At 64.1% G+C, this 5252-nt stretch carries 6 protein-coding genes; 4 read left to right on the forward strand and 2 right to left on the reverse strand.

Annotated features, from left to right (window positions below; genetic code table 11):
• Positions 1 to 282: sigma-70 family RNA polymerase sigma factor (locus ABR948_RS28000; protein WP_428124301.1), on the forward strand; the 282-nt coding region annotated here is incomplete at its 5' end.
• A 150-nt stretch (positions 283 to 432) separates the two neighbouring features.
• On the forward strand, positions 433 to 798 hold the full coding sequence (locus ABR948_RS28005) for a hypothetical protein (RefSeq protein WP_428124303.1): 366 nt from the start codon (positions 433 to 435) through the stop codon (positions 796 to 798).
• Positions 799 to 804: 6 nt separating this feature from the next.
• Here ABR948_RS28005 and ABR948_RS28010 read toward each other — a convergent pair whose 3' ends face one another.
• Positions 805 to 1428 carry a peptidoglycan recognition protein family protein gene (locus tag ABR948_RS28010; RefSeq protein ID WP_428124305.1) on the reverse strand — a complete coding sequence of 208 codons (624 nt, stop codon included), beginning with the start codon at positions 1426 to 1428 and terminating at the stop codon, positions 805 to 807.
• Positions 1429 to 1447: 19 nt separating this feature from the next.
• Positions 1448 to 2668 (reverse strand): GGDEF domain-containing protein, encoded by a 1221-nt coding sequence (locus ABR948_RS28015; RefSeq protein ID WP_428124311.1) that lies wholly within the window; start codon positions 2666 to 2668, stop codon positions 1448 to 1450.
• Between the two features lie 659 nt (positions 2669 to 3327).
• On the opposite strand from ABR948_RS28015, the gene ABR948_RS28020 reads away from it, so the two are divergent.
• Both ABR948_RS28020 and ABR948_RS28025 read left to right on the forward strand, forming a co-directional pair.
• On the forward strand, positions 3328 to 3501 hold the full coding sequence (locus ABR948_RS28020; RefSeq protein ID WP_428124307.1) for a hypothetical protein: 174 nt from the start codon (positions 3328 to 3330) through the stop codon (positions 3499 to 3501).
• Between the two features lie 144 nt (positions 3502 to 3645).
• Positions 3646 to 4488, forward strand: coding sequence for an SDR family NAD(P)-dependent oxidoreductase (locus ABR948_RS28025; protein WP_428124309.1), 843 nt, complete (start codon positions 3646 to 3648; stop codon positions 4486 to 4488).
• The last annotated feature ends 764 nt before the right edge of the window (positions 4489 to 5252 follow it).

Here is a 5252-nt window from a genome sequence, read left to right on the forward strand (position 1 = left end):
TCGCCCAACCAGGAAGCCATCATGGCCGAGCACGAGGAGTTCGATCATCGCCGCGAGGCGCTGAACGGCGCGATCGGCGTGCTCAACCCCAGGGAACGCCGCATCTTCGAGGCGCGGCGCCTGGCGGAAGAGCCCATGACGCTGGAAGACCTCGCCGCCGAATTCGGCGTGTCGCGCGAACGCGTGCGGCAGATCGAGGTTCGCGCCTTCGAGAAGGTGCAGTCGGCCGTCAAGGGCACGATCGCCCGGCAGGAAGAAGCCACGCTCCACGCCGCGCATTAAATTTCGCGGTTTTGGACAGACACGAAAGCCGGCGGCAACGCCGGCTTTTTTGTTGGGCAAACTCCACCATCGCCCCCGCGAAAGGGCGCTCTTGAACCTGCCGCCCCTTCCAGTCGACCAAACGGATAAGGCTTAAATCGGGGGCGATCGATGTCGATCACACTGCAATCAACCGTCGGCGGATTCTCGCCGGAGTTCCTGCGCCAATTGCCCGCCCTCGAAAAGGCCATGGTCGCGCATGGGCTCGAGCCATCGCAGTTCGTGATTTCAAAGGACTGGGCCACGCCAGCCGCGGCGCCGTTCATCGGGCCGTTTTTCTATGCCTACACGGTGTTTGTCGGCGACGACAGTTTCACCGTCACCGAGCCCAACGACATCCGGTTCCTGGACTATTTTTACGACCGCTGCATCTCCCAGGATAGTCAGGAAGATGACGCCGCCCCGGAACTGGCGCCGCGCTTGCGCCGCCCCGGCCTGATCAACCGCGTGTTCCGCTGGATGACGCAGCCGATCTGATCCTCGTCATTCACCCCACTGCCGGGCCAGCGTCGCCAGCGCGCAGCCTTCGCAGTAGCGCGCGTCCTTGTAGTCGATCCAGTTGTGGGCATAGACCCGATCGAGCGGAATGCCGTAACGCGCCCGCAACACCTTCACCAGCACCCGCCACGCCGCGATCTGCGCCTCGGTGGCGCCGCGGGTGACGTCAGGATAATTGCCGGCGAATTCCACCCCGATCGAGGTCACGGCGTTGACCTGATGAAAGGTCGGGCCGTTGTCGATGTATTTGTTGTCGTTGCGGTCGGCGCCGTCGGTATGGGTCGGAACCAGCGTCTCCGGCACCGCCCAATACACCGTGCCGTCGGTTTCCACCCAGACGGTGACGCCGCGCCGGGTCGGATTCTTCGCCTGCTCTTGTGCGCCACCACGGGCCGAGCCGGCCGGTCCCTCGGTCTGGTGCACGATGATGTTGCGCCAGGGATGGGCCTTGGCGACGTCGCCCCATGGCGCCAGCCAGACCATCTTCAGGCCGGGAATCTCGGGCGTGCCCGACCCACGTGCAATGGCCGCGAGGTCCGGCGACTGCGCGCTGGCCGGGGTCAATATCGCGAAAGCGAAGAGCGCGGTCGCAAGCAAGCGGAAGTTCATCGCGCTGCTGATATCATATTCACGCGCGCTTGCGCAGCGCCGGTTCCGTAGCCGCGCCGGGCTCCGGCGCCAGCGGCGGGGAGAGATCGTAAACCGCATGGCGGTTCTTGCCCTCCTTCTTGGCGACGTAGAGCGCATGGTCGGCGGCGGCGATCAGCCGGTCCGGGAACACGCCGATCTCGGTCGTCCATTGCGCGACGCCGATCGAGACCGCGACCGGGATATCCGCGCCGACGCAGGCCTCGGCGTCCTCGCGGCAGACATCGATGATCCGGCGCGCGATCATGGCGCCTTCGCGCAGCTTCGAGCCGGGCAGCACGACGCAGAACTCGTCGCCGCCGGTGCGCGCCAGCATGTCGCCGGGCCGCAACCGGGTCTGCGTCATCAGCGTGAAATGCTGCAGGCAGGCATCGCCGGCGGCGTGGCCGTGGGTATCGTTGATCAGCTTGAAACCGTCGAGATCGATCACCAGCAGCGAGAACGGCTCGCGGCTGCGCTCAGATCTGGCGCATTCCTCGGTCAGCCGCTGCAGCAGATGCCGCCGGTTGCCGACGCCGGTGAGATCGTCCAGCAGCGCCAGATCGGCGACCTCGTTGCGCAGCCGGTCGATCGCCATCAGCAGGAAGCCGAAATTCCAGGCCATCGACAGAAACATCAGCACCAGGATCATGATCGACTGCGGCGCGTTGAAATGTACGAACGAGAATCCGCCGCCGACATTGAAGAGTTTGAACACGGCACGGGCGGCGTAGATGCCGAGAATGATAATGGTCACCAGGCCCGCGAGCCGGGCGCCCGGATTGATCCGGCCATCCTGCCGCGCCATCAGCAGTTTCAGCGTCAGCGCCAGCGGTATCGACTCGCCGACCGAGTAGACCAGGATCCGCATCGTCTCGCTGTCATAGCCGAGCAGGAAGAACGTGATGCCGGCGAAACTCAGTCCGGTAATCAGCGCGGGGCCGCGCCACGTCACCGGCTGGTTGAAGAACCGCTTGATGCCCATCGCGGCCAGGCAAGCGGCGAAAATCATCACAGTGCCGCCGCTCACCAGCGGCCACAGCGAGTCCGCGACCATGCGCAGCATCACCAGCATCGTGCCAAGGGCGGCGGCGAAGGCCGAGCCGGTCCAGAACCGCGCCGCCTCGAAGGCGGGATAACTGCGCATGACATAGGCCCAGATCAGGCCCAGCGCGAGAAAATTGACGACGAACGCCGTCCACAGCGTCGGAACGCTCAACATCATGAAACCAGAACGCTCAAGGTCCTGTCTCCCCTGTCATCGACCAGCCCACCCATGACTATCCCCGTAGCCTTGCGGACAACATGCAGCTTTGTCGCTTAACAGACTCTCACCGTGCCGCAACAATCGAAGCTGTGGTTTTGAAAGGATGAAGACGGCGCGCCGCGGCGATCGATCGAAGCAGAATGCGCCGCGATGTTGGCGCGTCGTTAACCCTGGCAGCGAAACCTTCAACGCCGACCCCTGACCAACGCGCGGGCGGCGCGTTGGCGCCAACGGCCGCGAAGATTCGCCGCTGACAACCCGATCGCGGCGCCGAAAGCACGTCAAAACGCATAACAGCTGTGGATAACGTGATGACGACCACGTGACAGTGCGGGGCAGCGCGCCGCGAATCTGTTGGGATTGCAATCGAGGATATTGCGAGGCTGGCCCTCCGCCGAGCATGCCTCGTGTCGCGTTTCCACCCATTAACTCAAAGAGGATGCTATGGCTAAGAAAGCGAAGAAGGCAAAGAAGGCGAAGAAGGCTAAGAAGACCAAGAAGGCCAAGAAGTAGCCATCAAGCCCGGGTGGAGCCTCGCTCCGCCCGGGCACCCAGGCGACCGGAATGGATTTTGCGAAACGGCGGGCCTCGGGCCCGCTTTTTGATTCTGGAGGGTGGGTGACAACAAACAAGCCGTCGTCGCCCGGCTTGACCGGGCGATCCAGTATTCCAGAGAGCGCTCGTTCGGGTTCGGCGCGCGCAACAACCGCCGCGGCGTACTGGATGCCCCGGTCAAGCCGGGGCATGACGACGTGATTGTCGCCCGTCTTGACCCTCCACCGGCGTAGCCCGGATGAGCGTAGCGAAATCCGGGGCCGGTCTTTCGTTTGTTCCCGGATTTCGCTGCGCTCATCCGGGCTACGGTCGGTCTTGCGCCACCTATCGCAAACCCGCACAACGCCAACTCCCTTCCCTTCCTGGAGGTATCCCCGATGACCGAGATCCGTGGAGCCGCCGCCGCCGTGACCGGTGCGGCCAGCGGCATCGGCCGGGCGCTGGCGCTGGAACTGGCCGCGCGCGGCTGCGATCTGGCGCTGGCGGATCGCGACGAGGCCGGACTGCAGAGCGTCGCGGCCGAGATCGGCAAATCCTCGCAGCAAAAAACCAGCATCCACCGCGTCGATGTCAGCGAGCCCGCCGAAATCATCGAGTTCGCCCGGGCGGCGGTCGCCGCCCATCCCGGCCTCAACATCGTCGTCAACAATGCCGGCGTCGCTCTGTTCGGCCAGTTCCACGAGATCGACCAGGCCCAGATGGACTGGCTGATGAACATCAATTTCTGGGGCGTGGTGCATGCGACCCGCGCCTTCCTGCCGCATCTGGCGCGCCGGCCCGCGGCCCATATCGTCAACCTCTCCAGCATTTTCGGCATCATCGCGCCACCGGGACAGACCGCCTATGCGGCGGCGAAATTCGCGGTGCGCGGCTTCTCGGAGGCGCTGCGCCACGAGCTGCAGATGGCGGCGAGCCCGGTGCGGCTTTCGGTCGTGCATCCCGGCGGCGTTGCCACCAACATCGCGCGCAACTCCCGCGCCGGCGTCGGCGTCACCGACAACGCCCGGCGCGTGCAATCGATCGAGCGGTTCGACGCCGTCGCCAAAACCTCGCCCAAGGCCGCCGCGCTGCGCATCATCCTAGGCATCGAGAAGAACCAGCCGCGCATCCTGATCGGCAACGACGCCCGCTTCATGGACCTGCTGCAACGCCTGCGCCCCGCCACCTACTGGGCCCCGATGGCGCGCATGATCGAGAAGGCGATGAAGGCGGGGAAGTAGAGGACGCGTCGTCGCCGCGAACGCAGCCACCCCTCCGATGTCGTCCCTGCGAACGCAGGGACCTATACGCCGTGTCGTCAATGTTCGGGATAGTGTCAAACTCCCTGTTGCACTGTCACGTCGCGTCAATGAGCACCTGTGGTTATGGGTCCCTGCGTGCGCAGGGACGACGAGACGTGAGGTGTACGGCGCTCCCTAAACAGCCGTCATACCCCGCGAAAGCGGGGTATCCAGTACGCCGCGGCCTCTCGATTCCATCGCCACTGCGCTGGAATACTGGATCATCCGCTTGCGCGGATGATGACAGCCGGGGGCTGCTACAGATTCAAATGTCAAAGAGCCAGGTCGAAAACAGATTTTGAGATTGTCATTGCCGGGCTTGACCCGGCAATCCATCTCCTTCGAAAGACCTTCTTGCGAAGATGGATGGATGCCCAAGTCTAGCCCGGGCATGACGAGTGTGTTTGCGACACATCGAGCCCGATTTCAAACAGCCCGTCCCTCACAGACACACTTCCGCATTCCCGCGGCGCGATTCGCCCGAGTTGTGCTGTCAACCTCCCGCCCAGAAATCAGAGGGCGCAGGGAATGCCGGGCGCTTGGTGCGCCCGCAGCCGCGCGTGTAGTGTAGTAAACACGCGCGTTAGTCACCACGGTCACACCGGAACACCCGGCATTCCCCGCGCAATGGTTTTAACGGTTTCCTTCGTGCTCTCCCCGGCGATCGGGCTTTCTTGCCACCGTCACCCCTGAGAAGCTTGCTT

Source organism: Bradyrhizobium sp., from assembly GCF_050014615.1.
GTDB lineage: Bacteria > Pseudomonadota > Alphaproteobacteria > Rhizobiales > Xanthobacteraceae > Bradyrhizobium.

Bases quoted from the DNA above. Each gene is read 5' to 3' on its own strand.
- ABR948_RS28005 (WP_428124303.1), top strand. From the start codon at position 433: ATGTCGATCACACTGCAATCAACCGTCGGCGGATTCTCGCCGGAGTTC.
- ABR948_RS28010 (WP_428124305.1), bottom strand. From the start codon at position 1,428: ATGAACTTCCGCTTGCTTGCGACCGCGCTCTTCGCTTTCGCGATATTG.
- ABR948_RS28015 (WP_428124311.1), bottom strand. From the start codon at position 2,668: ATGTTGAGCGTTCCGACGCTGTGGACGGCGTTCGTCGTCAATTTTCTC.
- ABR948_RS28025 (WP_428124309.1), top strand. From the start codon at position 3,646: ATGACCGAGATCCGTGGAGCCGCCGCCGCCGTGACCGGTGCGGCCAGC.